A 1,519-nucleotide genomic window follows, 5' to 3' on the forward strand; every position below is an offset into this window, starting at 1 on the left:
CAAAACCCGATTTCGTTTGCGGATTATTCACCTAACGAAGGTTGCAGACCGCCGCACCGTCGCGCTGCGCCGCTTGCTCCGTTCCGCCGCAAAGGTGATACTCGGTTCGTTGGTGCACGGTCCCGATCGGCAGATCTGTTCCCCGGAGTGAGCGGGCTCCAACAAAAAGCTGGAGCAGAATGACGGTTTGACGATAAGTCATGCTGCGCCTGACCCGAACGTCACCCGCTCGGCGTAGGGCACCCCGCCACTGCGCCTGTTTCAAGTACCTTGAATCATGACCGACGAAGACGAGCGCGAGCTCAGCGCCGAACTGGCGAGGCTGCAACAAGAGCACCGCGATCTCGACGCGGCGATCGATGCCCTGCAGCACTCCCCTGCCCCCGATCTGCTCAGGCTGCAGCGGCTGAAGAAGCGCAAGCTGCAGTTGCGCGACCGCATCGCCTTCATCGAAGATCAGATCACCCCCGACATCATCGCGTAGCGGCGACGGGCCGCGACGGAGCGCCCTGTCCGCGGCGTAGCGCCTTGCGCGCATACATCGCCCGGTCGGCCGCTTCCATCGCGGCGGCGGGCTCCATGTCGCCTGCCAGCATCGCCACCCCGGCCGAAATCCCGACCCTGATGGTGTCATTGCCGAACTGGATGGTCAGCCGGTCGATGGTTGCTTCCAGCGCGTCGGCCTTGGTGCGGGCCGCCGCCTCGTCGAGATTCCACAGCAGCAGCGCGAATTCGTCGCCGCCGAGCCGGCCGATCAAATCCGAAGCACGGACATGACGCAGCAGCGCTTCGGTGACGGCCTTCAGGACTGCATCGCCGGCGGCGTGCCCCAGCGTATCGTTGACCGGCTTGAGTCCATCGACGTCGAGCATCACCAGCGCACCGGAGGCGGCGTAGCGCTTGATATAGGCCAGCGCCCGGTTGAGCTCGCGCTCGAAACCGCGGCGGTTGGCGATGCCGAGCAGGAAATCGGTATCTGCGGAGGCGCGGAGTTCGTCGATCTGCGCCAGCGCCGCCGCGAGCTGGGCCTTCAGGCGGCGAATCTTGCCCTCGGCATCGGAGGGCAGCCGTCCCACCGCCGCTTGTGGGGCGATTGGGCGCGGTACTCCCCCCGGTGAAGGCTGGCGCTTCTTGGCCGCGGGAACCACAGGAGCGGCCTTGCCGGCCCGGCGCGGGCTCTGGGAAGCGGAACGGAGGGGTTTCTTTTTCATCAGAATCAGCCGCGGGACCGCGACAACACTTGCCGCTCTTCACCCAGAAAGGATAGTGCATTCCGGGCGCCTTGGCCGCGCCAGCGGCGGCCACTATAGTTGCCGCCTATCTTTATGGATTCCCGAAAGAATCGGTTTCATGTCAGCCCCCGTCGCGATCATCATGGGCAGTCAGTCGGACTGGGAGACGATGCGGCACGCCGCCGACACGCTCACAGCGCTCGGCGTCGCCCATGAGGCGCAAATCGTCTCCGCCCACCGCACCCCAGATCGGCTTTATGCCTTCGCCAAAGGCGCCCAGGCCGCGG

The 1,519-nt window shown here is 65.6% G+C and carries 3 protein-coding genes; 2 read left to right on the forward strand and 1 reads right to left on the reverse strand.

Features of this window, described 5'->3' with window-relative positions; all coding sequences use genetic code 11:
* Positions 1 to 277: 277 nt before the first annotated feature.
* Positions 278 to 484 (forward strand): YdcH family protein, encoded by a 207-nt coding sequence (locus I5M_RS17455; RefSeq protein WP_022722571.1) that lies wholly within the window; start codon positions 278 to 280, stop codon positions 482 to 484.
* Here the strand turns inward: I5M_RS17455 and I5M_RS17460 are convergent.
* A complete protein-coding gene (locus tag I5M_RS17460; RefSeq protein ID WP_376738689.1) occupies positions 474 to 1,076 on the reverse strand; it encodes a GGDEF domain-containing protein in 603 nt (200 codons plus the stop codon). The two genes, I5M_RS17455 and I5M_RS17460, sit on opposite strands and share 11 nt — an antisense overlap.
* Before the next feature lie 274 nt (positions 1,077 to 1,350).
* Here I5M_RS17460 and I5M_RS17465 point away from each other — a divergent pair.
* A partial coding sequence (locus I5M_RS17465) for an AIR carboxylase family protein (RefSeq protein WP_022722573.1) occupies positions 1,351 to 1,519 on the forward strand: 169 nt, incomplete at its 3' end.

This window comes from Rhodopseudomonas sp. B29, from assembly GCF_000333455.1.
Lineage (GTDB): Bacteria > Pseudomonadota > Alphaproteobacteria > Rhizobiales > Xanthobacteraceae > Rhodopseudomonas.